Raw genomic sequence first — 23132 nt, forward strand, 5'->3', positions numbered from 1 at the left:
TCATGCAGCGTCCACGAACGGGCGGATGGCCACGCCCGCCTGCTCCAGCCGCGCGCGCACCTGGCGCGCCATCTCGACCGCGCCCGGACTGTCGCCGTGCACGCAGACCGACTCGGCCTCGACGCGCACCGTGCTGCCGTCGATGGCCGTGACCACGCCCTCGGTGGCCAGCCGCAGCATGCGCTCGGCCACTTCATCCGCGTCGTGCAGCACCGCGCCGGGTTCGCGGCGCGACACCAGCGTGCCCTGCGGCGTGTAGGCGCGGTCGGCAAAGGCCTCCGCCACGGCACGCAGGCCTTCGCCGCGCGCCCAGCCCAGCAGCGGCGAACCCGCGAGCGCGACCAGGCACAGGCCGGAGTCGATCTCGCGGATGGCGGCGATCACGTCGCGCGCCTGGCGCTCATCGTGGGCGATGGTGTTGTAGAGCGCGCCGTGCGGCTTCACGTAGCGCACCGTGGTGCCGGCCGCGGCGGCCAGGCCTTTCAGCGCGCCGATCTGGTAGATGACGTCGGCGCGCAGGTCGGCGCTGTCCACGTCCATGTTGCGGCGCCCGAACCCCACGAGGTCGCGGTAGGCCACGTGGGCGCCAATCGCAACACTGCATTCCTTTGCCTGGCGCAGCGTGCGCAGGATGCCGGCCGGGTCGCCCGCATGGAAGCCGCAGGCCACGTTGGCGCTGCTCACGAGGCAAAGCATGGCGGCGTCGTCGCCCATGCGCCATGCGCCCAGGCTCTCGCCGAGGTCGCTGTTCAAGTCGATGTTCATGTTCGTCCCGGCGCGCGGTGATGCGCGCTCTCGGTTCAATGCAGGCGGCCGGCCTGCCGGGGGCAGGCGGTCACGCAAACGAAGAGGGAATGCGCCGGATCAGTTCTGGCGCAGATCGCGCCCGCGCGTCTCGGGCAGGCACAGGGCCACCACGACCACCATGGCGTAGGCGACCGCCGCGCACACACCGATGGCGGTGCCCAGCGGAAGATGCATGCGGTCGCTCAGCACGCCGACCAGCGCCGGAAAGGTGGCGCCGATGCCGCGCCCGAAGTTGTAGCAAAAGCCCTGCCCCGAACCGCGCAGCTCGTTGGGAAACAGCTCGGCCAGGAAGGCTCCGGCGCCGCTGAAGATGCCCGACATGAAGAAGCCCAGCGGAAAGCCCAGCAGCAGCATCAGGCCGTCCGTGATGGGCAGCAGCGTGTAGGCATAGACCAGCGAACCGGCGCCGATGGCGAACAGGATGAAGGCGCGGCGCCGGCCGAGGCGGTCCGACAGGTAGGCACCGCACAGGTAGCCGATGAAGGCCCCGACGATGAACATGAACTGGTAGCCGCCCGAGCCCAGCACGGTGAGATGGCGCTCGTTCTTCAGGAAGGTCGGCAGCCAGACGCCGATGGCGTAGTAGCCGCCCTGCATGCCGGTGAACAGCAGGCTCGCAAGCACCGTGGTGCCAAGCATGCCGGGCTTGAAGATCGCGAGGAAATTGCCGCTGCGTTCACCGCGCGCCACGGCGGCTCGGCTTTGCACGTAGATTTCCGGATCGCGGATCGAGCGGCGGATGAAGACGATCAGCAGCGCCGGCAGCAGGCCCAGCAGGAACATCGCGCGCCACGAGATCTCCGGCGGCAGGAACGAGAACAGCGCCATCGACACCAGCACCGCTGCTCCCCAGCCGATGGCCCAGCTGCTCTGCACCAGCCCCACGGCCTTGCCGCGGTAGGCCGGCCGGATCATCTCGGCGATGAGCACCGAGCCCACCGCCCATTCGCCGCCGAATCCCAGGCCCTGCAGCGTGCGGGCGATCAGCAGTTCCTCGGGCGTGCGCGACAGGCCGCAGGCGAAGGTAAAGATCGCGAACACCAGGATCGTCAGCTGCAGGATGCGCACGCGGCCATAGATGTCGGCCAGGATGCCCGCCGCCCAGCCGCCGATGGCCGAGGCAACGAGCGTGGCGGTGCCGATCAGCCCGACCTCGGTCTTGCTCATGCCCCACAGCGACAGCAGGATCGGCGTGACCAGCGGCAGCGTGTAGTAGTCGAACGCGTCGACCGCGTAGCCGCTGAAAGACGCGGCGAGCGTGCGCTTCTCGTTGGGATTGAGCGTGCGCAGCCAGTTCTCGCCGGCGGGCGCATCGCCGGCCGCGGGGGCGGCATCGAGAGTGCTCTTCATGGTTTTTGTCTCCTGGGTCTCGGATGAAAAAAAGGGCAGCCTAGAAGGCCGCAAGGCGGTGGTGCAGCAGGTCGGTGACGAGCATCGCGCCCGGTGCATGGGTGATCGCGAACGGCAGCCGCGCGGCCGCCAGCACGGCCTGGGGTGTCACGCCGCAGGCCCAGAACACGGGGAGCTCGTCGGGCATCACCTCCACGGCATCGCCGTAGTCCGGCACGCCGATGGCGCGGATGCCGATCAGCGCCGGATCGCCGATGTGCACCGGCGCGCCGTGCACCGCCGGAAAGCGCGAGGTGATCTGCACCGCGCGGATGGCGTCGGCCGCACGCAGCGGCCGCATCGACACCACCATCGGCCCGTGGAACGGGCCGGCCGGCACGGTCTCGATCGAGGTGCGGTACATCGCGACGTTGCGGCCCTGCGCAACGTGGCGCAGCGCGATGCCCTCGGCCATCAGCGCATGCTCGAAGGTGAAGGAACAGCCGATCACGAAGCTCACCAGGTCGTCGCGCCAGAGCGCCCGCACGTCGGTGGGCTCGTCGACCAGTTCGCCTTCGCGCCAGACGCGGTAGCGCGGCAGATCGGTGCGGATGTCGATGTCCTCGCCGAGCACCGGCAGCGCTGGGTCGCCCGCCTCGGACACGCCGAGCAGTGGACAGGGCTTGGGGTTGGCCTGGCAGAAGCGCAGGAAGTCGCCGGCATGCGACTTCGGCAGGATCACCAGGTTGCCCTGCACGTGGGCGCTGGCGAGTCCGCTGGTGTGCGTGTTCAGCGCGCCGCTGCGGGCGGCTTCGCGCACGGCCAGCGCGCTGCTCGACGGACCGGGCTGTTGTTCGAAGGAATGGCGGCTCGACATGGGGCGTTGCCGATGCGCAATGCATCGCTGTGTTGTGATGCGACGGATTGTGGGAATCCGCGCTCACGAACGCCAACGCAAATTTTCTTGCTCAAGCCATCGATTTTTTCGATGACCCCAAGCGGTGCGACGCGTGCACCACGGCGGAGCCCAGCGCGGCCTCCGGCAGCGGCGACGACGGATCGTCGCGGTAGCTCGCATAGATGGGAAGCGGCTCCAGCGTGTGGTCGCACGGCAGCACGCGCAGCGGCAGGCGCCGCGCCAGCGGCTCGACCACCGCGCGCGGCAGCGTGGCGACGCCGAAGCCCGCTTCGACCAGCTGGGCCATCGCCGAGATCGAAGAGATCGCATGCACGCGCGGCGGCGGACTGCCGGCCTCGCGGAACAGCTCGAGCAGCGCCACGTGCGGCTGCGAGCCGCGCTGGAAGGTCAGCAAGTCGAGCGACAGCAGGTCGGCCAGGCGGTAGCGCCGTTTCAGGTGCAGCTCGCGGTGGCCGACGAAGCACATGGGCATCGGCGGCACGGCGCGCGTGCGCACGCCGTCGCCGGCGGCGGGCAGCGCGGCGAACACCAGGTCCTGCTTGCCGCGCTGCAGCTGGTCGACCAGCACCGGCGTGGTTTCGACCGTGAGCTCGAGTTCGAAGTCCGGATGGGTGGCCTGCATGTGCTTGAGCCAGCCGGTGAGCCAGCTGTGCACCACCGACTCGATGGCGCCGACGCGCAGCACCGTCTCGCGCGCCGCGCCCGAGCCCATCTCGGCCTTGATGTGCATCTGCATCTCGAGCAGCTTCTGCGCGAAGGCATGGAAGCGCTGCCCCGCCACGGTCAGGCGAAACTGCTTGTCGCGCCGGTCGAGCAGCAGCACACCGAGTTCGCGCTCGAGCGCGGCGATGCGGCTGGACAGGGCCGACTGGGTCAGGTGCAGCTTCTCGGAGGCGCGCGTGATGCTCTTGAGCGCCACCGCCCAGTGGAAGGCTTCCACGAATCGAAGGTTCATTTGCTTTGCGGTCCCGGCGGGTCAGGCTTTCAGGTACTCGGCCTTGGTGCCGAGCCAGCGGTCGATGTGGCGCTGGGCCAGTTCGGGATGCTTCTGCAGCATCACCGGGGCCAGTTCGCGCGCCCAGTCGAGCAGCAGCGTATCGGTCGTCAGGTCGGCGAAGCGCAGCAACGGGGCGCCCGACTGGCGTGCGCCCAGAAATTCGCCGGGCCCACGAATCTCGAGGTCGCGCCGCGCAATCTCGAAGCCGTCGCCGGTCTCGGCCATCGCCTTGAGCCGCGCGCGCGCCGCTTCGCCGACACGGCCGCTGTCGCCCGGCGCATAGAGCAGCACGCAGGCCGAGGCCGCCGCGCCGCGCCCCACGCGGCCGCGCAGTTGGTGCAGCTGCGAGAGGCCGAAGCGCTCGGCATGCTCGATCACCATCAGCGAGGCGTTGGGCACGTCGACGCCCACCTCGATCACGGTCGTGCTCACCAGCACCTGGATCTCGTTGGCGGTGAACGCGGCCATCACCGCCTGCTTCTCGGCCGTGGGCATGCGCGAATGCAACAGGCCGACCTGGATCGGTTCGCCGAGCGTGCCGGCCAGCTCGTCGCGTGTTTCGGTCGCGTTGCGCAAGTCGACCGCCTCGCTCTCTTCGATCAGCGGGCAGACCCAGTACACCTGTCGGCCCTGGGCGATCTGCGCATGGATGCGGTCGATGACTTCGTCGCGCCGATGGTCGGCCACCAGCTTGGTGACGATGGGCGTGCGGCCCGGCGGCAGCTCGTCGAGCGTGGAGACGTCGAGGTCAGCGTAGTAGCTCATCGCCAGCGTGCGCGGGATGGGGGTAGCGCTCATCATCAGCAGATGCGGCTCCAGGTGTCCGACGGCCTTGCCGCGCAACGCAAGGCGCTGGGCCACGCCGAAGCGGTGCTGCTCGTCGATGATGGCCAGCGCGAGATTCTTGAAGCGCACCTTCTCGGAAATGACCGCGTGCGTTCCGATGACCAGAGCGGCCTGGCCGCTCTCCACCGCCGCCGACATCTCATCGCGCTCCTTCTTCTTCTGGCTGCCCGTGAGCCAGGCCACGCGCAGGCCACGCGCAGCGAGCAGCGGATCGAGCCAGCCGACCAGCTTGCCGAAATGCTGGGCCGCGAGGATCTCGGTGGGCGCCATCAGCGCGCATTGAAAGCCCGCATCGATACAGCGCGCAGCCGCGAGCGCGGCCACCACGGTCTTGCCCGATCCCACGTCGCCCTGCAGCAGCCGGTGCATCGGAATCTCGCGGCCCAGATCGCGCGTGATCTCTTCGCCGACACGCCGCTGCGCGCCGGTCAGGCCGAAGGGCAGCACCGCGAGCAACTGCGCGTGCAGCGAAGTGGCGACCGGCTCGGCCGGCGCCGGCAACATCGGCGCACGCTGCGCCGCGCGCTCCAGCCGGGCCTGCAATTGCGACAGCTGCTGCGCGAGCAGTTCCTCGGCTTTGATGCGCTGCCAGGCCGGATGGCTGTGGTCTTCGAGCGTGGCCATCGCCACGTCGGGCGTCGGGTAGTGCAGGAAGCTCAGCGCGGCACGCAGGTCCCACGCGCCGCGCAGGCCGATCTGCACCGGGATCGTCTCGTCGAGCACCGCGCGCGCCAGGCCCGAGCGCACCTCGCGCCGCAGCACTGGTTGCGCGAGCCCGGCCACGGTCGAGTAGACCGGCGTGAGCGCATTCGGCAAAGCGGTGCCGGCCGCCTTCACGGTCGGATGCATCATCTGCCGCCCCACGAAGCCGCCGCGCATCTCGCCGCGCACACGCACTCGCGCGCCGACCGCCAACTGCTTCTGCTGCGAGGGGTAGAAGTTGAAGAAGCGCAGCTGGCAGGTGTCGCTGCCGTCGTCGATGGTCGCCAGCAGCTGGCGGCGCGGTCGGTACACCACCTCGCATTCGGTGACCACGCCTTCGACCTGCGCCATGTCGCCGTCGCGCGTGTCGGCGAGCCGCACGATGCGCGTCTCGTCCTCGTAGCGCATCGGCAGGTAGAGCGCGAAGTCGATGTCGCGCACGAGGCCGAGCTTGCGCAGGGCGCGCTGCACCTGGCTCAGGCCCGAACCCGGCGCAGCGGGAGCGGCTGCGGTCTTTTCGGACGGTTCGGGCTGGGGCTTTGCGGGCATGGGACAATTCTGCCCGGCTCCCGCCGAGTTTTTTTCTTTCCCACGCCTCCTTGGCACGGGCCCGTCCGGCCCTCAAGCACCATGCGCGCCTTCACGCTTTCCGATTTCGATTTCGCCTTGCCACCCGAGCTGGTGGCGCAACACCCGGCCACCGAACGCACCGCCTCCCGCCTGCTCGACGGCACGGGGGCCGCGCCAGTCGACCGCATCTTCAAACACCTGCCTTCGCTGCTGCGCACGGGCGACCTGCTCGTCTTCAACGACACGCGCGTGGTCAAGGCGCGCCTGTTCGGCGAGAAGCCGACCGGCGGCAAGCTCGAACTGCTGGTCGAGCGCGTGCTGCAGGGCCACGAGGTGGTCGCCCACATGAAGGTCAGCAAGAAGCCGCCCGTGGGCACCACGCTCGAGATGGTCGGCGGCTTTCGCGCCACCCTGCTGGGTCGCTGGCCCGACGAAGACGGTGCACTGTTCCGCTTCGGCTTCGAGAGCGATGCGGGCGAAGACCCGTATGCGCTGATGGCCCGCTGCGGCCACGTGCCGCTGCCGCCCTACATCACACACACCGATTCGGCCGACGACGAGAGCCGCTACCAGACCGTGTTCGCACGCGTGCCCGGTGCGGTGGCCGCACCCACGGCCGCACTGCATTTCGACGAAGGCCTGCTGGCCGAGCTCGAAGCGCGCGGCGTGCAGCGCGCCAACGTCACTCTGCACGTGGGCGCCGGCACCTTCCAGCCGGTGAAGACAGAGAACATCGCCGAGCACACCATGCATGCCGAGCGCTATGAGGTGCCCGAGGCCACGCAGCGCGCGATTTCCGAATGCAAGGCACGCGGCGGCCGTGTCGTTGCGGTTGGCACGACCACGGTGCGCACGCTCGAATCGTGGGCCAAGAGCGGCGAGGCCACGGGCGACACGCGCATCTTCATCACGCCGGGCTTCGTGTTCGAACACGTCGATGTGTTGGTGACCAACTTCCACCTGCCCAAGAGCACGCTGATGATGCTGGTCTCGGCCTTCGCGGGCTACGAGCGCGTGATGGCGCTGTATGCCCATGCCATCGCCAACGGCTACCGCTTCTTCAGCTATGGCGACGCCATGCTGCTCGCGCGACAAACGGACTGAACGACATGCTGAACTTCGAACTCCTCAAGACCGACCCCGACAGCCACGCGCGCCGCGCCACGCTCACGCTCAACCACGGCAAGGTGCAGACGCCGATCTTCATGCCCGTGGGCACCTACGGCACCGTCAAGGGCGTGATGCCGCGCAGCCTCGAGGAGATGGGCGCGCAGATCATCCTGGGCAACACCTTCCACCTGTGGATGCGCCCGGGCCTGGACGTGATGGCGAACTTCGGCGGGCTGCACCAGTTCGAGAAATGGGACAAGCCCATCCTCACCGACTCGGGCGGCTTCCAGGTGTGGTCGCTGGGCGCGATGCGCAAGATCAGCGAGGAAGGCGTGAAGTTCGCCTCGCCCGTCAACGGCGACAAGCTGTTCCTCACGCCCGAGGTCTCGATGCAGATCCAGACCATCCTGAACAGCGACATCGTGATGCAGTTCGACGAGTGCACGCCTTACGACACCAAGGGCCACATCACGACCGAGGCCGAGGCGCGCATCTCGATGGAGCTGAGCCTGCGCTGGGCGAAGCGCTGCCAGAGCGAATTCGCGCGGCTTGAGAACCCGAATGCGCTGTTCGGCATCGTGCAGGGCGGCATGTTCGAGAACCTGCGCGAAGAGTCGCTCGCAGCGCTGGTCGACATGGACTTCCCGGGTTACGCCATCGGCGGCGTGAGCGTGGGCGAGCCCAAGGAAGAGATGCTGCACATCATGGGCCACACGCCGCACCGGCTGCCCGCGAACAAGCCGCGCTACCTGATGGGCGTGGGCACGCCCGAAGACCTCGTGCAGGGCGTGGCCGACGGCGTTGACATGTTCGACTGCGTGATGCCCACGCGCAACGCGCGCAACGGCACGCTGTTCACGCGCTTCGGCGACCTGAAGATGCGTAACGCGCGTCACAAGAGCGATCCGCAGCCGATCGACCCCAGCTGCACCTGCCATGCGTGCGCCGGCACCTCGGGCGTTTCGTGGAACGACGGCGGACGCGAGGGCTTCAGCCGCGCCTACCTGCATCACCTCGACCGTTGCGGCGAAATGCTCGGGCCGATGCTCACGACCATCCACAACCTGCATTACTACCTGAATCTGATGACCGAGATTCGCGCGTCGCTCGACGCGGGCTCGTTCACCGAGTTCCGCGCGCGCTTCAAGTCGGAGCGGGCGCGAGGCGTCTGAGGCTTCTTCTTACTTCGGGGCCTGGATGGGCAACGGCGTGGCGTAGGGTTCGATACGCAGCGCCTCGTTCTTGAAAACCACGATCTGCCTGAGCGGCGCCTGCACCAGCGCGCCGCCCGAGTCCTTGTGCGAAGCGTACTGCCACAGCGTGAGCTGGCCCTTGGCGGCCAGCTGCGCGGCCAGTCGCTCCACGGCGGGGCCGGAACCCGCGCCGAGCATCGCCGCGTCGGCGCCCACGATCACCTCGTCGCGCGACGAGACCACCTTGAAGAGCTGCACGGGCGCCGGCGCCTGTGCGCGCACGGAACGCACCGCCAGGGCAGCGGGAAGAAGCGCGAGCGCCAGGACGGCGCGGCGGGGAAAGGTGTTCGTCATGGGGCAGGAGCGTAGCCACGCCGGCCGGCGCTGCCCATTCGCCGGAAGCCATACGCCGACCGGCAACCCCGGGCTCGCCGGGGGCCCGCTCATCCGCTACGCTTGCCTTCCGTTTCCACTGCTGTTGCCGCATTCCATGACCAACGCATCTTCCCCCTACACCGCCCGCTATCCGTCGCTGGCCGGGCGCACCGTGTTCATTTCCGGCGGCGCCAGTGGCATCGGCGAATCGCTGGTGCGGGCCTTCCACGCGCAGGGCGCGAAGGTCGGCTTCTGCGACCTCGACACCGCCGCCGGCAACGCGCTCGCGGCGCAGCTGCAGGGCGAGCACCCGGCGCTGTTCCAGGCCTGCGACGTGACCGACACGGCCGCGCTCAGCGCCACCATCGACGCGGTGCGCCAACGCTTCGGCCCGATCGCCGTGCTGCTGAACAACGCAGCCAACGACCGCCGCCACGAGATGGCCGACGTGACCAGCGAAGACTTCGACCGCCTCGTGGCCGTCAACTTCAAGCACCAGTTCTTTGCCGCGCAGGCAGTGGCGGACGACATGCGCGCGCTGGGCGGCGGCTCGATCGTCAACTTCGGCTCGATCAGCTGGATGATCAAGGGCAAGGGCTACCCGGTGTACCAGGCCTGCAAGGCGGCCGCACGCGGCCTCACGCGTTCGCTGGCGCGCGACCTGGGCAAGCAGAACATCCGCGTGAATTCGATCGTGCCGGGCTGGGTGATGACCGAGCGGCAGATCAAGCTGTGGGTGAAGCCTGAATCGGGCGCGGAGATCGATGCGGCCCAGTGCCTGCCGGGCCGCGTGATGGCCGAGGACATCGCGGCGATGGCGCTCTTCCTGGCGGCCGACGATTCGCGCATGTGCACCGCGCAGGACTACGTGGTGGACGCGGGCTGGACCTGAAATAGGCTCGCCCCCAGGCTACGCGCACTTCGTGTCGCGTGCGCCTTCCCCCTACCGGGGGCAACACCTGCGGCCCGGCGAAGCCGGTCCGCGGTGTTTCTGGAAAAAGAAAATTCCCGGGTCCCGATCTTCTTAGTCGCGCAGTTCGGCTGGCAGCGTGCCGCCATTGGCGGCGATGCGGGTCATCACCTGCTTGTGCAGGCCGATGTTCCATTCGGCCGAACCCGGCTCGCCATTGCTGTAGAGAATTTCGCTGGCCAGTTCCTTGCGCGCGGCGAGGCTGCTGTCCAGGCCCAGCAACTTGAGCAGGTCGACGATCGAGGTGCGCCAGTTCAAGCCGGCGGCACCAGGCATCGCGTCCAGGACGGCGGGCACGTCGCCCAGCGGGATCGCAGGCGGCGGTGCGGCAGCGGCCGGCGCGCCCGGTGCAGCCGCCGGCGGTGCGGCGACGACTTCAGCGGCGTTGGCCGACGGAAAAATCTTGGAAAAAATCTTGCCGAAAATGCTCATGGGTGTACTCCGTCAATGTGAATGGGAAAACCCGCGGCACGGCGTTGCGTGCCGCAGCCTCGGGTTGTAGCACGCCCGTGCTGCGGTTCCGCTACGTGGCCGGCAGAACCGGGGCACCCGGCGTGACCGATTGCGCAGTGCCGGTCACAGGTGTGTGCGACGACTGCGCCTGCGCGCCCGCCGAGGTGCCGCAGGCATGGCAGAACTTGGAGAACGCGCTCTTGCGTGTGCTGCAGTGGCCGCAGTGGTCGAACAGGCCGATGCCGCAGTGCGGACAGAAGTCGATCTCGTTGTTCTTCAGGTCGACCGGCCGTTCGCAGCCGGGGCATACGCTCTTGCCCAGGCGCGCCAGGGCGACGTCGTAGCTCAGCTCCTCGCGGCGCACCTGATCGGGCTGCTGCTCGGCAAGTTTCTGGCGCGCCAGGTAGCGGTTGAGCGCGATGATCGCGTAGCGACCCACCAGCACGGTGAGCAGGATGCCCACCACATAGCGCACGTAGCCGCCGTAGCTCGGCAGGTAGGGCACCAGCTCGACGAAGAAGGCAAAGAGCGCAAAGAAGATGAAGCCCCACACGAACGGCCACCAGGTGCTCTTGCGCTTCTTCACGAAGAGCCAGCCGGCCACGACCAGCAGCGGCAGCGTGAGCGCCAGCCGGTAGGCGAATACGCGCAGTTCGATGCGGCGGTACTCGGCGTCGAGCTTGATCTGCGCGTCGCGCTCCAGCACCGACAGCGCTGCGGAGGCGCGCTGCTCGGCCTGGCGTGCGTCGAGCGCGATCTTCTGCTGCGCGTTGACCTTGCGCTGCAGTTCGTCTTCCTTCTGCTTGAAGGCGTCGAGCGCCTTGGTGCGCGCAATGAGCTCGGTGTCCTGATCGGGCTGCGCGGTGGCGCGCCGCGTGGAGATCCAGTTGCCGAAGGTCTCGCGCGCATTGGCGCTGGCCTGCTGCGCGGCATTGAGCTGCAGCCGGATCTGCTCGAGGTCGCGCGCGGCCTGCTGCTCCGCGGTTTCCGAGGCCTTGATGGTGGCGCGCAGCGGCTCGGCCGCGGGCATGTCGATGAAGTCATCGATCCCGCGCACGCGCTCGACCTGCGGCAGGTCGCTCACGACGGTGCTGCCGAGCCCGATGAGGAAGCTCGCGAACACCAGTGCCACCAGCCAGAGGCCGCGGCGGAACCATTTTTCGGAAAGGCGCAAGGATTTGCTCATGTTGTTTTCTCCACGTTTTTTTATTGAAGCTTCAGTGTCACCGGCGCCGCGCCGAGGCCGGCACGCGGCAACCATGCGAACACGGAATCGACCGTCACCGTCTCGATGCGGTCCGAGAACCGCTTGTCGTTCGGATGATCGTCGAAAGCCACGTTGGCCGAGCCCACGCGCCCGCCCAGCCGGGTGAGCGGGCCGAGCTTCAGCGTGGTCGGCTCGTAGCCCTTGAACTGCATCCATGCCTGCGCCTGCGCGCGGTTGCCGATGGTGGCGGGCTCCATGGCGGCGGCCAGCGTCTCGACCGCCCACTGGTTCGACTGCTGGTACTTCCGGCCCCAGGCATAGCTCACGATGCTGTAGGGCGCGGTGTGCAGCCGCACGATGCGCGCGGGCGGCGCGTTCAGCGCGGCGATCAGCTGCGCCTGCACGGCCGGCGTGGGCACGGCCCAGGCCGCCTCGTAGCGCCACAAGTCGTCGAGGAAGAACTCGCCGAGCCCCTGGCGGTAGACGGCGGCCACCGCGGTGCCGCACTGGTTGAGCTTGTGCACCACGCGCCACGGGCCGGCGTCGGTCTTGTAGGCGAAGCCCAGGTGCGAGTAGCGCAGGCCGTACTTGCTCAGGTCCTGCCCCGCGCGCGCCAGGATCACGACGCGTGCGCCGCTGGCGTCGAGCGCCTGCGAGGTGCGCTCTGCCAGCTGCATGCCCTTGACGATCACTTCAGGCGTTGGCTTGGCCTGCTCGCATGAGCGGCCGGCCTGCGCCTGCATCGGCAGCAAGACCGCAAGCCCGAGCAGCAGCGGCAGTGCCCGGTTCACGACAACCTCTCGTTGTGGAGCAACGCGCGGCCGATGGCATTGGGCACGAAGGCCAGAACCTCGCCGGCAGCCGACAGCACGACGCCGGTGCCGATCACGCTGACAAGGACGCTGGTGCCCACGGCTTTCGACACGCCTTCGGCCGCGCGCCCCGCGACCTTGATGCTGGCGCGCGCGCCGTCCGAGGCGCGTTCGAGCAGGTACACCGTGCCGTCGGCCGAGGCTTCGACCGCGATCACGGTGAGCGTCGAGCCGCCCACAGACAGCGCGGCGGGCAGCGCGACCGCGGTGGTGGCCGAGGCCCCCACCGCAGAGGCGGCGACCACCACCGACGCCACGGGCATCAGCGAGAGGGCGACCGAGGCTTCGCTCTGCGCCTGGGCATGCAGGGGAACCGAGATGCCCGCGAAGGCGGTGCAGGCAGCGACGAGAACGGCGGCAATCGACTTTTTCATGATGGGCTTTCGTTGATCGGACGCGGGTTATTCGGCAGCAGAAGCAGCAGCTTCGGCACGGGCCATGCGGCGGCCCTGCAGGCGGGCTTCGGCCATGTCGGCTTCGTGGCGGTCGCGCAGCGTCTTGGCCAGCGTGAAGGCCGAGCTGATCAGGAACAGCCAGCTCACGCCCAGGAAGGCCTTGTAGGCCTCGTTGATCTCCATGCGCACGAGGCCCCAGCCGGTCAGGCCCATCGCGGTGAAGAAGCTGCCCCAGACGACCAGCTTCCACATCGGCACGTCGCGCGCCGCACTCGCGCCGCGTTCGGCGGCCTGTTGGCTGTCGCGCACGAACTTGGCCAGCATGAAGGCGGTGCTCAGGCAGAACACGTAGCCCATCACCATGAACGCCCGGTCCAGCGCCTCGCCCGGCAGCCAGCTCAGGCCGGTGGCGCACAGGAAGACAGCGATCGCGAACGAAGCCCAGGCCTGGAACTGCCAGGCCCGCGTGTCGCGCTGGATGGAAACGGTCTTGGTGGATGAGAGGGGTTGCATGTGTGCCTCGCGGCGTAGTGAAGGTGAGCGAATGATGGTTCGCTCCCGCACCGAAAGGCTTGAATGCTTGCACCAGTCGCGGTTTTCAGCGCCGCCGGTATTCGCAATCGATACTTTCCGGCGCCTTGCGCGCCGGAAAGAGAGCCGCGCCTCAGGCGCCCAGCAGGGCGCTCACGCGCTGGCGCAGCGACTCGGGCTGCACGTCCACCGGCGGCACGGGGCCGCCGACGTTCAGGCCCACGCGGCTGAAGAAGCCGCGGCGGAAAGGCTTGGCCATGGCTACGCGCTCGCCGCCGCGCAGCTCGATGCGGCTGAAGTACGAGCCCCAGAGATTGGTCAGCGCCATCGGGATCACCGGCGGCTCGATGCCTTCGGCGCGCGCGCTTTCCAGGATCTTCATCACGCCGCCCTTGAACGGCTGCAGCTCGCCGTCGCGGGTGATCGCGCCCTCGGGGAAGATCGCGAGCAGGTCGCCCTCGCGCAGCACGCCGAGCGCCTTGGCAAAGGCCGCTTCGTAGGCCGCGGGGTCTTCCTTCTGCGGCGCGATCGGGATGGCCTTGGCCAGCTTGAACAGCCAGCCCAGCACCGGCACCTTGAAGATGCGGTGGTCCATGATGAAGCGGATCGGCCGCGGGCTCGCCGCCATCAGCAGCACCGCGTCGATGAAGCTCACGTGGTTGCACACCAGCACCGCCGCGCCCTCGGTGGGAATGTGCGACTCGCCCTTGATGTCGAAGCGGTAGACGAAGCGCGACAGCACCCAGGCCACGAAGCGCAGCAGATACTCGGGCACCAGCATGAAGATGTAGAACGCCACCACCGCGTTGGCGATGCCGGTGAACAGGAAGATCTGCGGAATGGTGAAGCCCGCGCCCAGCAGCGCACCCGCGATGACCGAGCTGCCGATCATGAACAGCGCATTGAGGATGTTGTTCGCCGCGATGATCCGCGCGCGGTGCGTGGGCTGGCTGCGCAGCTGGATCAGCGCGTACATCGGCACGCTGTAGAGGCCCGCGAACAGCGACAGCAGCGCCAGGTCGGCCATCACGCGCCAGTGGGCGCCCTGGTGAACGAAGGCGCCGATGCCCATCTCCGGCACGGCCGGCAGCCCGCGCGACGCAAAGTACAGGTCGATGGCGAACACGCTCATGCCGATCGCGCCCAGCGGCACCAGGCCGATTTCCACCTGCCGCCGGCTCAGGGTCTCGCACAGCAGCGAGCCCACGCCAATGCCCACCGAGAACACCACCAGCAGCAGCGAGGCCACCTGCTCGTCGCCATGCAGCACTTCCTTCGCGAAGCTCGGGAATTGGCTCAGGAACACCGCGCCGAAGAACCACATCCACGAGATGCCCAGCAGCGAACGGAACACCACCACGTTCTGGTTCGCCAGCTTGAGGTTGCGCCAGGTTTCGCTGATCGGGTTCCAGTTGATGACCAGCCCCGGGTCGGTGGCCGGTGCACGCGGAATGGCCTGCGCCACGCCCCGGCCGACCAGCGCCAGCAGCACGCAGCCCACGGCCACGCTCATGTGGCCGATTTGCGGCACCGCCACCAGCAGCCCGCCCGCCACCTGCCCGAGCAGGATGGCGACGAAGGTGCCCATCTCGACCATGCCGTTGCCGCCCGTGAGCTCGCGCGCATCGAGCACCTGCGGCAGGTAGGCGAACTTGACCGGCCCGAACAGCGTGGAGTGCAGGCCCATGAGGAACACGCAGCCCAGCAGCACCACCGCGTCGGCCCGCACGAAACCCCAGGCCGCGAGCACCATGATCGCGATCTCGAGGTTCTTGACGAAGCGGATCATCTTCGTCTTGTCGAACTTGTCGGTGAGCTGGCCGGCCGTGGCCGAGAACAGCAGGAATGGCAGGATGAACAGCGCCCCGATCACCAGGCCCGCCATGGCCGGCGGCATCCAGCTCAGCTGCAGCTGGTAGGTCACCATGACGGTGAAGGCGAACTTGAAGAGGTTGTCGTTCGCCGCGCCCGCGAACTGGGTCCAGAAGAAAGGCGCGAAGCGCCGCTGCTTGAGGAGGGCGAACTGGTTGGCGTGGGCGTTCGCTTCGTGGGCCACGGGAATAGCGGCAGCAGCGGCGGGGGTTGTCATTCGAAGAATTCTCCTCATGCCGCTACGGCGGCTGCGCCCGGATTGTGCCGCAGCGCTGCCTGCCAGCGCATCTCCAGCCTTTGGAGTGCGAACACCACCGGCAGGCCGGCCAGCGCGGCCATCAGGTGCTTCAGCGTGTGGCCCGAAACCACGCGCTGCGTGAACTCGTAGACCTGGTGGTCGGCCAGCTCGAACGCCTTGGCCAGCACGTAGAAGAAGATGACCCAGCCGAGCTTCAGGCCGAGCGACTTGCGCATCGGCGTGGCCAGCGCCAGCGTCACCACCAGCGCCATGCCGCCGAACTGCACCAGCGCCCAGGGCATGACGTTGCCGGTTTCCTGGAACACCTCGGCCGAGAGCAGGCCGGCGGTCAGCACGAACCAGGCGGCGGGCCAACCGGCGCGCTGGCTCACCCGTTCGCACACCGCCACGCCGATCAGGCCGGCAAAAGCCACCGCCATGCCGGCGCGGTCCGCGGCGAGCCGGGGGGCGTCGGGCACGAGGTGGAAGAAGGCCGAGCCCGCGGCGGTGGCGATCAAACCGGCGAAGAAGAGCCAGGCGCAGTCGAGCGTGTTGTCCGGCGGATCGCTGGCGGGCGGGGCCAGCGGGAACTGCGACAGCGCCTCCTGGTGCGAGCGGTCGATGCGGTTGAGCCGGTACAGGCCCCACAGGCCGATCACGACGAAGGGGATGTTGCTCAGCACGTCCATGGCGTTGGGCAGGCCGTGCCAGGCGCGGTCGTCGGCGAACACCGAGGCGATGGCGACCTCGGCGGCCGGCAGCCCGGGACCGAAGAAGGCGATCAGCGTGAGCAGCGCGAAGGTGAAAAGCAATCCGCGTTCGCGGCGGCTGAGTCGACTGGCAAGAGGCAGATGCATGGCGGTCCTCGGTGGGGGGGTCGGTACGAGTCGCGGAATTTAGTGGTGGGCCGTCCCACAGGCATCGAGAATCGATACGAGGCATTAATTCACACCTGGCGGTATCTCCAATTGATACTTACCGGCGCCCGTGTACGCTCCCGGGCCATGAGCACCACCGTCGATCTCGTCCAAGCCCTCAAGAACGAACTCAAGAGCGCCCGCATGACCTACGCCGACCTGGCGCGGTCGCTCGACATGGCCGAATCCAGCGTCAAGCGGATGCTGGCCAAGAGCGACATGCCGCTGTCGCGCGTGGACGCCATCTGCCGCGCGCTGAAGATCGATTTCGCCGAGCTGGCGCGCCGCGTGGCCGACGCCCAGCCGCTGCTGAAGGAGCTCACCCACGAGCAGGAAAAGGCCGTGGTCAAGGACAAGAAGCTGCTGCTGGTGGCCATCAGCGTGCTGAGCCAGTGGACGCTGGAGCAGATCGTGGCCGCCTACCGGATCAGCGAGGCCGAGTGCATCGGCTGCCTGGCGCAGCTGGACCGCATCGGCATCATCGAGCTGCGGCCACTCAACCGGTACCGCCTGAAGCTCGCCAAGACCTTCCGCTGGCGGCCGCACGGCCCGGTGATGGAGTTCTTCCGCGAGAACGTGGTGCTGGACTACTATCGCGGCGGCTTCGACGGCCCGGCCGAGGGGCTGCTGCTGGTGCACGGCTCGATCAGCCGCTCGCTGGCGCCGGCCTTCCTCGAGCGGCTGCAGCGCGTGGCGCAGGACTTCGCGCAGCAGCACCAGACCGACCAGAAGCTGTCGGCGAAGGACCGCGAGGGCTACACGCTGCTGCTGGGGATGCGCAACTGGGAATTCGAAGCCTTCACAAGACTCCGCAGGGCCTGAGGCTCAATCCAGGAACACCGAGGAACCGGCTTTGCCGGGCCTCAGGTGTTGCCCCCGGCAGGGGGTTGGCGAAGCGACACGAAGTGCGCGAAGCCTGGGGGCGAGCCTTATTTGGCGGCTTCGAGCGTGTCGCGCATCGTGCGCGCGGCGCTCTTCGCCGCATCGGCGAAGTCATCGCCCGACGACGCGTAGATGATGGCGCGCGACGAGTTCACGATGATCGGCGCATCGGCGCGCCAGCCCGCGCGCACCGTGGCGACCGCGTCGCCGCCCTGGGCGCCGACACCCGGAATCAGCAGCGGCACGGTCGGGGCGAGTTCGCGCACGCGCTCGATTTCCGCCGGGTAGGTCGCGCCCACCACCAGTCCGAGCTGGCCGTTGAGGTTCCACGGCCCCTGCGCCAGCCTGGCGACGTGCTCGTAGAGGAAGGGCTGCCCCTCGACACCCGCCAGCCGCTGGCCCTGCAGGTCGGAACCGCCGGGGTTGCTGGTGCGGCACAGCAGGAAGGCGCCCTTGCCCTCGTGCTTGAGGTACGGCGCGACCGAGTCGAAGCCCATGAAGGGCGACAGCGTCACCGCATCGGCGCCGTAGCGCTCGAAAGCCTCGAGGGCGTACTGCTCGGCGGTGGAGCCGATGTCGCCGCGCTTGGCGTCGAGGATCACGGGCACGTGCGGCGCGTTGCGGCGCATGTGCTCCATCAGCTGTTCGAGCTGGGCTTCGGCGCGGTGGGCCGCGAAGTAGGCGATCTGCGGCTTGAAGGCGATGACCAGGTCGGCCGTCGCGTCGACGATGCGCGCGCAGAAGTCATAGATGCGGCTGGCGTCGCCCTTGAGCTGCCCCGGGAATTTGGCCGGCTCCGGATCGAGCCCCACGCAGAGCAAGGAACCGTTTTTTTGCTGTGCGGCGGCCAGCTTGTCGAGGAAAGTCATGGGCCGAGATTTTAGGCGGCCCGCTCCGGACCCTCAGCTCGACGCGGGCGTGTGCTGTTCAGCGGCCAGGCAGAGGTCGGCCCAGGCGCGTGCCTTGTCGGCGGGGTTGCGCAGCAGATACGCGGGGTGATAGGTCGCCACCACCGATGCGCCACCGGCGGAAGCCAGCGGCACGGCGCGGCCGCGCAGCTTGCCCAGCGGGTCGCCGCTGCGCATCAGGCTTTGCGCGGCCAGCGGGCCCATCGCCAGCACGATGCGCGGTGCGAGCGCCGCGGCATGCTCGTCGAAGGCCTCGTGCATGGCGCGCGGGCTGCCCGGCTGGCCGGCGGCCACGCCGCGGTGGGTGCGCATGAGGTGCACGGGGGTCTTGCCGTCGTGCAGCTTCAGGGCGCGCAGCATGTTGTCGAGCAGGCGGCCGGCATCGCCTGCGAAGGGCTCGCCGTGGCGGCCGTCGGCCTCGGGCGGCATGTCGGCCACGACCAGCCAGCCGCCCTGCGTGGATTCGGTGCCGGCGTCGGCATAGAGACGGCAGGGCGCCTCGACCAGCACGGCGGCGCCTCCGGACAGTGGCGCAGCGGCCGGACGGACAGCCGGTGCGGGGGGCGGCACGGGCGCCGCGACGGGCCGGGCCACGGGCGGCGGCGGTGAGGCCACCGGCATTTCAGTCTCCACGCGCTCGCGGACGACCGCCATCTCTTCGGTGGCCGCAGCGGAAGCCGTTCCAGGCGCCGCCTCGGCGGCCTCGGGCACCGGCCACCAGACCTTCACCCCCATCTCGTCGAGCATCGCGCGCCGGCGGGCGTCTAGCTTCAATGTCTGCACCGCGCTCATCGCAAGGCTCCCCAGGCGCTGCCTGTTTCATTCAAGCGCAGGCTCATGACGACCGCGTCCTCGCGCTTGCCGTCGTGCGCCGGGTAGTAGCCCTTGCGTACGCCGACGCTGCGAAAGCCGTTGCGCAGGTAAACGTCGAGCGCGCGCTGGTTGCTCTGGCGCACTTCGAGCCAGAGCCACTGCGCGCCCTCGGCGCGCGACCAGCCGCCCAATGCCTCGAGCATGAGCGGCGCCCAGCCCTGGCGCTGGAAGGCCGGCGCCACGGTGATGTTCAGCAGGTGCACCTCGTCGACGCCCTTCATGGCGACGTAGTAGCCGATCAGCGTCTCGCCCAGTTGGGTGAGCGGCGAGCTCACCCCGGGCGCCATGCCGGGCGCCAGCAGGCACTGGCAGTGGTAGCCCACGGCCATGGAGTCGGTGAAGTTGGCGCGCGTCCACGGATGGCTGTAGGCCGTCTGCTCGACCGCGCAGACGGCATCGATCCGCTCGACGGTGAGCGGTTCGAGGCGGGCTTCGACGGGCTGGAGGACGGCGCTCATGCGGAGGGTCAGTTGGCGGCGGCTGCGGCGGCCGCCTTGATGGCGGCGCGCTCTTCGGTGGTTTGCGCCACTTTATCGCGAACGTAGAGCGGCCAGGCCTGTGCCGCGGGAACGGTGCGCTCGGCCGCGAGCAGCGCGGGGGCGAGCCGCAGCATCGCGGTGGCAGTCGGCAGCGCGTCGTGGCGGGCGGCGGCCGGGGCCAGGCGCGGACCGTAGGCGGCGAAGGCATTGCCGGCAAGCGCCCAGCCGGCGGGCACTTCGAGCGCCTCGGGCGACAGCAGCAGGGGCTCGTCGTTCCCGCCGAGTGGGCCGTTGGCCTCGAAGTCGTAGCGCGCGGCGTAGAGCTGGTCCATGCGCGCATCGAGCACGGCGACCACCTGCTTCGCGCCGAAGGCGTCGCGCGCTTCTTCGGCCACGGCGAGCAGCGTGTCGACCGGCAGCAGCGGCACGTTGGCGCCGAAGGCCAGCCCCTGCGCCACCGAGCAGGCGGTGCGCAGGCCGGTGAACGAACCGGGGCCGCGGCCGAAGACGATGGCATCGAGTTCGCCCAGCGCGAGCCCGGCTTCGCCCAGCAACTGCTGGATCAGCGGCAGCAGGGTGGTCGAGGCTTGTGCGCCGCCCACGCCGCTGTGCGCGTGCAGCGTGTCGCCGTGCAGCACGGCCACGGACAGGTGCTCGGTGCTGGTGTCGAAGGCGAGCAGCTTGGGCAAGGCGAGGGGCATCCGCCGATTATCGAGCGGCGGCCAATTCCCGGGGTCACGCGCCGTTATCGCTGCGCAGAATCGCCAGCCCCGCCTTGCGCAGCGGCGCCAGCGCCCGGGCCGGCACGTCCGGCGATACCAGCAGGCTGGTGGCGGACGCCACCGGGTTGACCACCCACGCCGAAGCCGCCCCGATCTTTTCGGACGAGGCCAGCACCACCGTCTCGGCCGCCGACGCCATCAGCGCGCGCTTGATCTCGGCCTCTTCCAGGTCGCCCGTCGTCAACCCCGCCTCGGCGTGCACACCGGTGACGCCCATGAAGTACGTGTCGGCATGGATGCGCGCAATGGCCGCCATCGCCGCCGAGCCGACCGCCACCACCGAGTGCTTGAAGAGGCGCCCGCCGATCAGCACCACCTCGATGCCGGCATGCGCCACCAGCTCGACCGCCACCGACGGGCTGTGCGTGACCACCGTGGCCTGCAGGTTCGCCGGCAGATGGCGCGCGAGCTGCACGGCGGTGGTGCCACCGTCGATGAACACCACCTGCCCCGGCTTCACGAGGCGCGCTGCAGCGCGGCCGATGGCCACCTTTTCGTCGGGCGCGAGCTGCTGGCGCCGCGCGAAGTCGGCTTCGGCCGCCGCGACCGGCAGCGCACCGCCGTGCACGCGCTGCAGCAAACCTTCGGCCGCCAGCTCGCGCAGGTCGCGGCGGATGGTGTCTTCCGACAGGCCGAGTTCGTCGCTGAGCGCCTTCGCGACGACGTTGCCGTCGCGCTTCAGGACCGAAAGGATGTGTTGCTTGCGCTGGCTGGTGAGCATTGCCCGATGGTACCGGCGCGGTCGGTGTATTGCACGTTTTTCATTGTTTTTGCACGAATATGCACATATGCTCGCAGCCATGACCATCCAAGACCGCGTCCGGGTGCACGAAGTCACCCTCCTTTCCGACAACTGGTACACGCTGCGCACCACCGCCTTCGACTGGCGGCGCAACGACGGCCAGTGGCAGCGCATGCACCGCGAGACCTACGACCGCGGCAACGGCGCCACGCTGCTGCCCTACAACCTCGCGCAGCGCACCGTGCTGCTGACGCGGCAGTTCCGCTACCCGGCCTTCGTCAACGGCCACGACGGCCTGCTGATCGAAGCCGCGGCCGGCCTGCTGGACAACGCCGCGCCCGAGGAGCGCATCCGCGCCGAGGTCGAGGAAGAGCTCGGCTACCGCCTCGGCGCCGTGCAGAAGGTCTTCGAGAGTTTCATGAGCCCGGGCTCGGTCACCGAGAAGCTGCATTTCTTCGTCGCGCCCTACGAGCCCGCGATGCGCATCGGCGCGGGCGGCGGGCTGGCGGAAGAGGGCGAGGACATCGAGGTGCTGGAGCTCGGCATCGACGAGGCGCTGGCGATGGTGGCGGACGGCCGCATCGCCGACGCCAAGACGGTGATGCTGCTGTATCACGCAAAGCTGCACGTGTTCCCGCCGGGATAATCGGCGCATGCCTTTTGCCTTTCGCCGCGCCGCCCTCGCACTGACCCTCGCAACGCTGGCCCCGGCCAGCGCATTCGCCCAGCAGGCCCTCCCGACCCAGGTCGATGCCGCCCTCGCCCGCGCGAAGGTGCCGCGCGAATCCGTGACCATGCTGGTGGCCGAAGCCGACGGCACGCGCCAGCCGCGGCTGGCCTGGCGCACTCAGGCGCCGGTGAACCCGGCGTCGATCATGAAGCTGGTCACGACCTACGCCGCGCTCGACCTGCTCGGCGCGGCCTACAGCTGGACCACGCCGGTCTACGTCGACGGCACGGTGAACAACGGCGTGCTCAACGGCAACCTGTACATCAAGGGCCAGGGCGACCCCAAGCTGGTGCTGGAACGCGTGTGGCTGCTGCTGCGCCGCGTGCAGGGGCTGGGCATCACCACGGTGAGCGGCGACATCGTGATCGACCGAAGCGCCTTCGAAACCACGGTCGAAGGCGACCCGTCGGCCTTCGACGGCGAGCCGCTGCGGCCTTACAACGCCTCGCCCGACGCGCTGCTCGTGAATTTCAAGTCGGTCAACATGAGCTTCGCACCCGACCGTGCCGGCCAGATCGCGCGGGTGAGCTACGAGCCCCCGCTCGCGAGCGTGGCGATGCCGCCGACCGTGGCGCTCGTGCCCGGCGAATGCGGCGACTGGCGCGCCGCATTGCGGCCCGACTTCAGCGATGTGAACCGCATCCGCTTCAACGGCGGCTTCCCGGCCGCCTGCGGCGAGAAGAGTTGGGCCGTGGCCTACGGCGACCCGCGCACCTACGCCATGCGCGCCATCGGCGGCATGTGGGCCGAAATGGGCGGGCGCGTAGGCGGGCAGATGCGAGAAGGGCGCGTGCCGGCGGGGCTGAAGCCGGCCTTCGAGTTCGAGTCGCCGCCGCTGGCCGAGGTGATCCGCGATATCAACAAGTACAGCAACAACGTGATGGCGCAGCAGCTGTTCCTCACGATCGGGCTTACGCAGAAGAACCGCGGCACCTTCGAGGCCTCGCGCGCGGCGCTGGGCCAGTGGTGGCGCGAGCGCATCGGCACGGGCGAGGCGCAGCCCGTGTTCGAGAACGGCTCGGGCCTGTCGCGCGACGAGCGCATCAGCGCGGCTGCGCTCGGCAAGATGCTGCAGGTGGCATGGCGCTCGCCGGTGATGCCGGAGCTGATGTCCTCGCTGCCGGCCATGGGCGTGGACGGCACGCTGAAGAAACGCACGCTGCGCTCGGGCGGCTCGGCCCACCTGAAGACGGGCACGCTGCGCGATGCCTCCGGCGTGGCCGGCTACGTGGACGGTGCGAGCGGCCGGCGCTACGTGCTGGTGGCCATCGCCAACGGCGAGAACGCGGGGGCCGCGCGCGCCGCGTTCGACGCGCTGGTCGACTGGGCCTCGCAGGACAACTGACGGCGGGTGCCGGCAGGCCGGCGCAGGCCAGCGAGGTACTGAAATCTTCTGATGGCAAATGCCGCTTGCGCGCGGCCATGCCACTGCA

General features: G+C 69.1%; 24 protein-coding genes. 6 read left to right on the plus strand and 18 right to left on the minus strand.

Annotation, left to right across the window (positions count from 1 at the left end; translation table 11 throughout):
* The 5 genes from ASC92_RS14780 to recG all read right to left on the minus strand — a co-directional run bounded on the left by ASC92_RS14780 (position 1) and on the right by recG (position 6149).
* Positions 1 to 765 (minus strand): LamB/YcsF family protein, encoded by a 765-nt coding sequence (locus ASC92_RS14780; protein WP_056516750.1) that lies wholly within the window; start codon positions 763 to 765, stop codon positions 1 to 3.
* Between the two features lie 99 nt (positions 766 to 864).
* Positions 865 to 2157 (minus strand): MFS transporter, encoded by a 1293-nt coding sequence (locus tag ASC92_RS14785; protein ID WP_056516752.1) that lies wholly within the window; start codon positions 2155 to 2157, stop codon positions 865 to 867.
* Positions 2158 to 2197: 40 nt separating this feature from the next.
* Positions 2198 to 3013: a putative hydro-lyase gene (locus ASC92_RS14790; protein ID WP_056516754.1), complete on the minus strand. Its 816-nt coding sequence runs from the start codon at positions 3011 to 3013 to the stop codon at positions 2198 to 2200.
* 91 nt (positions 3014 to 3104) lie between these two features.
* The gene (locus tag ASC92_RS14795; RefSeq protein WP_056516756.1) at positions 3105 to 4010 is read right to left on the minus strand and encodes a LysR family transcriptional regulator; all 906 of its coding nucleotides are present in this window, start codon (positions 4008 to 4010) and stop codon (positions 3105 to 3107) included.
* Between the two features lie 21 nt (positions 4011 to 4031).
* The gene (recG, locus tag ASC92_RS14800; protein ID WP_056516759.1) at positions 4032 to 6149 is read right to left on the minus strand and encodes an ATP-dependent DNA helicase RecG; all 2118 of its coding nucleotides are present in this window, start codon (positions 6147 to 6149) and stop codon (positions 4032 to 4034) included.
* 81 nt (positions 6150 to 6230) lie between these two features.
* Between recG and queA the strand changes: the two genes are divergently transcribed.
* Complete coding sequence (gene queA / locus ASC92_RS14805; protein WP_056516766.1) at positions 6231 to 7274, plus strand: tRNA preQ1(34) S-adenosylmethionine ribosyltransferase-isomerase QueA; 1044 nt, start codon at positions 6231 to 6233, stop codon at positions 7272 to 7274.
* A 5-nt stretch (positions 7275 to 7279) separates the two neighbouring features.
* Positions 7280 to 8452: a tRNA guanosine(34) transglycosylase Tgt gene (tgt, locus tag ASC92_RS14810; RefSeq protein WP_056516769.1), complete on the plus strand. Its 1173-nt coding sequence runs from the start codon at positions 7280 to 7282 to the stop codon at positions 8450 to 8452.
* Positions 8453 to 8461: 9 nt separating this feature from the next.
* Here the strand turns inward: tgt and ASC92_RS14815 are convergent, their stop codons facing one another.
* A complete protein-coding gene (locus ASC92_RS14815) occupies positions 8462 to 8827 on the minus strand; it encodes a hypothetical protein (RefSeq protein ID WP_082519597.1) in 366 nt (121 codons plus the stop codon).
* Positions 8828 to 8963: 136 nt separating this feature from the next.
* Here ASC92_RS14815 and ASC92_RS14820 point away from each other — a divergent pair, with 136 nt between their 5' ends.
* Positions 8964 to 9740 (plus strand): SDR family NAD(P)-dependent oxidoreductase, encoded by a 777-nt coding sequence (locus ASC92_RS14820; RefSeq protein WP_056516776.1) that lies wholly within the window; start codon positions 8964 to 8966, stop codon positions 9738 to 9740.
* Between the two features lie 132 nt (positions 9741 to 9872).
* On the opposite strand, the gene ASC92_RS14825 is transcribed toward ASC92_RS14820, so the two are convergent.
* From ASC92_RS14825 to ASC92_RS14855, 7 genes are all read right to left on the minus strand, one after another.
* Entirely contained in the window at positions 9873 to 10250 is a 378-nt protein-coding gene (locus ASC92_RS14825) for a DUF3597 domain-containing protein (protein WP_056516779.1), read from the minus strand.
* Between the two features lie 91 nt (positions 10251 to 10341).
* On the minus strand, positions 10342 to 11457 hold the full coding sequence (locus tag ASC92_RS14830; protein WP_056516782.1) for a zinc ribbon domain-containing protein: 1116 nt from the start codon (positions 11455 to 11457) through the stop codon (positions 10342 to 10344).
* 20 nt (positions 11458 to 11477) lie between these two features.
* Positions 11478 to 12269: a DUF2145 domain-containing protein gene (locus tag ASC92_RS14835; RefSeq protein WP_082519598.1), complete on the minus strand. Its 792-nt coding sequence runs from the start codon at positions 12267 to 12269 to the stop codon at positions 11478 to 11480.
* On the minus strand, positions 12266 to 12724 hold the full coding sequence (locus ASC92_RS14840; protein ID WP_056516785.1) for a hypothetical protein: 459 nt from the start codon (positions 12722 to 12724) through the stop codon (positions 12266 to 12268). The genes ASC92_RS14835 and ASC92_RS14840 overlap by 4 nt, the downstream gene beginning before the upstream one ends.
* Positions 12725 to 12751: 27 nt before the next feature.
* Positions 12752 to 13258: a YiaA/YiaB family inner membrane protein gene (locus ASC92_RS14845; RefSeq protein ID WP_056516787.1), complete on the minus strand. Its 507-nt coding sequence runs from the start codon at positions 13256 to 13258 to the stop codon at positions 12752 to 12754.
* 151 nt (positions 13259 to 13409) lie between these two features.
* Positions 13410 to 15365 carry an MFS transporter gene (locus ASC92_RS14850; protein WP_056516790.1) on the minus strand — a complete coding sequence of 652 codons (1956 nt, stop codon included), beginning with the start codon at positions 15363 to 15365 and terminating at the stop codon, positions 13410 to 13412.
* A gap of 14 nt (positions 15366 to 15379) precedes the next feature.
* Positions 15380 to 16243: a hypothetical protein gene (locus ASC92_RS14855; protein WP_200935991.1), complete on the minus strand. Its 864-nt coding sequence runs from the start codon at positions 16241 to 16243 to the stop codon at positions 15380 to 15382.
* Between the two features lie 147 nt (positions 16244 to 16390).
* Between ASC92_RS14855 and ASC92_RS14860 the strand changes: the two genes are divergently transcribed.
* On the plus strand, positions 16391 to 17125 hold the full coding sequence (locus ASC92_RS14860; RefSeq protein ID WP_056516793.1) for a helix-turn-helix domain-containing protein: 735 nt from the start codon (positions 16391 to 16393) through the stop codon (positions 17123 to 17125).
* A 107-nt stretch (positions 17126 to 17232) separates the two neighbouring features.
* Here the strand turns inward: ASC92_RS14860 and pyrF are convergent, their stop codons facing one another.
* Genes pyrF through ASC92_RS14885 form a run of 5 tightly spaced genes read right to left on the minus strand, consistent with a single transcriptional unit; the run spans position 17233 to position 20948 of the window.
* A complete protein-coding gene (gene pyrF / locus ASC92_RS14865) occupies positions 17233 to 18054 on the minus strand; it encodes an orotidine-5'-phosphate decarboxylase (protein ID WP_056516796.1) in 822 nt (273 codons plus the stop codon).
* Positions 18055 to 18087: 33 nt separating this feature from the next.
* Complete coding sequence (locus tag ASC92_RS14870) at positions 18088 to 18885, minus strand: uracil-DNA glycosylase (RefSeq protein ID WP_056516799.1); 798 nt, start codon at positions 18883 to 18885, stop codon at positions 18088 to 18090.
* A complete protein-coding gene (rimI, locus tag ASC92_RS14875; protein WP_056516802.1) occupies positions 18882 to 19424 on the minus strand; it encodes a ribosomal protein S18-alanine N-acetyltransferase in 543 nt (180 codons plus the stop codon). Before rimI ends, ASC92_RS14870 begins: the two co-directional genes overlap by 4 nt.
* A gap of 8 nt (positions 19425 to 19432) precedes the next feature.
* Positions 19433 to 20146 (minus strand): tRNA (adenosine(37)-N6)-threonylcarbamoyltransferase complex dimerization subunit type 1 TsaB, encoded by a 714-nt coding sequence (tsaB, locus tag ASC92_RS14880; RefSeq protein ID WP_056516805.1) that lies wholly within the window; start codon positions 20144 to 20146, stop codon positions 19433 to 19435.
* A 34-nt stretch (positions 20147 to 20180) separates the two neighbouring features.
* Entirely contained in the window at positions 20181 to 20948 is a 768-nt protein-coding gene (locus ASC92_RS14885) for a DeoR/GlpR family DNA-binding transcription regulator (protein WP_056516807.1), read from the minus strand.
* 79 nt (positions 20949 to 21027) lie between these two features.
* Between ASC92_RS14885 and ASC92_RS14890 the strand changes: the two genes are divergently transcribed.
* On the plus strand, positions 21028 to 21615 hold the full coding sequence (locus ASC92_RS14890) for a GDP-mannose pyrophosphatase (RefSeq protein ID WP_056517859.1): 588 nt from the start codon (positions 21028 to 21030) through the stop codon (positions 21613 to 21615).
* Positions 21616 to 21622: 7 nt separating this feature from the next.
* Entirely contained in the window at positions 21623 to 23044 is a 1422-nt protein-coding gene (gene dacB / locus ASC92_RS14895) for a D-alanyl-D-alanine carboxypeptidase/D-alanyl-D-alanine-endopeptidase (RefSeq protein WP_056516810.1), read from the plus strand.
* Positions 23045 to 23132: the final 88 nt, after the last annotated feature.

The sequence above is a fragment of the Variovorax sp. Root411 genome (genome assembly GCF_001425205.1).
GTDB lineage: Bacteria > Pseudomonadota > Gammaproteobacteria > Burkholderiales > Burkholderiaceae_C > Variovorax.

Coding starts and splice junctions, on each gene's coding strand:
- ASC92_RS14780 (WP_056516750.1), bottom strand. CDS start 765: ATGAACATCGACTTGAACAGCGACCTCGGCGAGAGCCTGGGCGCATGG.
- ASC92_RS14785 (WP_056516752.1), bottom strand. CDS start 2,157: ATGAAGAGCACTCTCGATGCCGCCCCCGCGGCCGGCGATGCGCCCGCC.
- ASC92_RS14790 (WP_056516754.1), bottom strand. CDS start 3,013: ATGTCGAGCCGCCATTCCTTCGAACAACAGCCCGGTCCGTCGAGCAGC.
- ASC92_RS14795 (WP_056516756.1), bottom strand. CDS start 4,010: ATGAACCTTCGATTCGTGGAAGCCTTCCACTGGGCGGTGGCGCTCAAG.
- recG (WP_056516759.1), bottom strand. CDS start 6,149: ATGCCCGCAAAGCCCCAGCCCGAACCGTCCGAAAAGACCGCAGCCGCT.
- queA (WP_056516766.1), top strand. CDS start 6,231: ATGCGCGCCTTCACGCTTTCCGATTTCGATTTCGCCTTGCCACCCGAG.
- tgt (WP_056516769.1), top strand. CDS start 7,280: ATGCTGAACTTCGAACTCCTCAAGACCGACCCCGACAGCCACGCGCGC.
- ASC92_RS14815 (WP_082519597.1), bottom strand. CDS start 8,827: ATGACGAACACCTTTCCCCGCCGCGCCGTCCTGGCGCTCGCGCTTCTT.
- ASC92_RS14820 (WP_056516776.1), top strand. CDS start 8,964: ATGACCAACGCATCTTCCCCCTACACCGCCCGCTATCCGTCGCTGGCC.
- ASC92_RS14825 (WP_056516779.1), bottom strand. CDS start 10,250: ATGAGCATTTTCGGCAAGATTTTTTCCAAGATTTTTCCGTCGGCCAAC.
- ASC92_RS14830 (WP_056516782.1), bottom strand. CDS start 11,457: ATGAGCAAATCCTTGCGCCTTTCCGAAAAATGGTTCCGCCGCGGCCTC.
- ASC92_RS14840 (WP_056516785.1), bottom strand. CDS start 12,724: ATGAAAAAGTCGATTGCCGCCGTTCTCGTCGCTGCCTGCACCGCCTTC.
- ASC92_RS14845 (WP_056516787.1), bottom strand. CDS start 13,258: ATGCAACCCCTCTCATCCACCAAGACCGTTTCCATCCAGCGCGACACG.
- ASC92_RS14850 (WP_056516790.1), bottom strand. CDS start 15,365: ATGACAACCCCCGCCGCTGCTGCCGCTATTCCCGTGGCCCACGAAGCG.
- ASC92_RS14855 (WP_200935991.1), bottom strand. CDS start 16,243: ATGCATCTGCCTCTTGCCAGTCGACTCAGCCGCCGCGAACGCGGATTG.
- ASC92_RS14860 (WP_056516793.1), top strand. CDS start 16,391: ATGAGCACCACCGTCGATCTCGTCCAAGCCCTCAAGAACGAACTCAAG.
- pyrF (WP_056516796.1), bottom strand. CDS start 18,054: ATGACTTTCCTCGACAAGCTGGCCGCCGCACAGCAAAAAAACGGTTCC.
- ASC92_RS14870 (WP_056516799.1), bottom strand. CDS start 18,885: ATGAGCGCGGTGCAGACATTGAAGCTAGACGCCCGCCGGCGCGCGATG.
- rimI (WP_056516802.1), bottom strand. CDS start 19,424: ATGAGCGCCGTCCTCCAGCCCGTCGAAGCCCGCCTCGAACCGCTCACC.
- tsaB (WP_056516805.1), bottom strand. CDS start 20,146: ATGCCCCTCGCCTTGCCCAAGCTGCTCGCCTTCGACACCAGCACCGAG.
- ASC92_RS14885 (WP_056516807.1), bottom strand. CDS start 20,948: ATGCTCACCAGCCAGCGCAAGCAACACATCCTTTCGGTCCTGAAGCGC.
- ASC92_RS14890 (WP_056517859.1), top strand. CDS start 21,028: ATGACCATCCAAGACCGCGTCCGGGTGCACGAAGTCACCCTCCTTTCC.
- dacB (WP_056516810.1), top strand. CDS start 21,623: ATGCCTTTTGCCTTTCGCCGCGCCGCCCTCGCACTGACCCTCGCAACG.